The sequence below is a fragment of the Amycolatopsis sp. SID8362 genome, from assembly GCF_010550475.1.
Lineage (GTDB): Bacteria > Actinomycetota > Actinomycetes > Mycobacteriales > Pseudonocardiaceae > Amycolatopsis > Amycolatopsis eburnea.
Genome location: NZ_JAAGNB010000523.1, coordinates 1 through 251, shown reverse-complemented (window position 1 = coordinate 251; position 251 = coordinate 1). Strand labels below are relative to the sequence as shown.

1 pseudogene is annotated in these 251 nt (G+C 76.5%); it reads right to left on the bottom strand.

Annotation, left to right across the window (positions count from 1 at the left end):
* A pseudogene (locus G3I65_RS16305) lies at positions 1 to 251 on the bottom strand (glycosyltransferase family 9 protein); the annotation flags it as partial.

The window sequence follows — 251 nt, the reverse complement described above, 5'->3', positions numbered from 1 at the left end:
GGCGCCGATCCACGGCACGCCCGCCTGCCGCAGCAGCAGCGCGAGCGGCAGCGGCGACTGGTGGAACGACGTCAGGACCAGCGCCCGGTCGAACCGCCGGGCGCGAGCCAGTTCGACGAACGTGCCGGTGTCCTCCGCGGTCACCGGTGGCGGTTCGGGGTCGATCCACGGCGCCCGCCACGTGAGCACCTCGTCGACGCCGGGCAGCAGTTCGCCCGCGGCGCGGCCGTGCGGGCCGGCCAGCAGCGTCA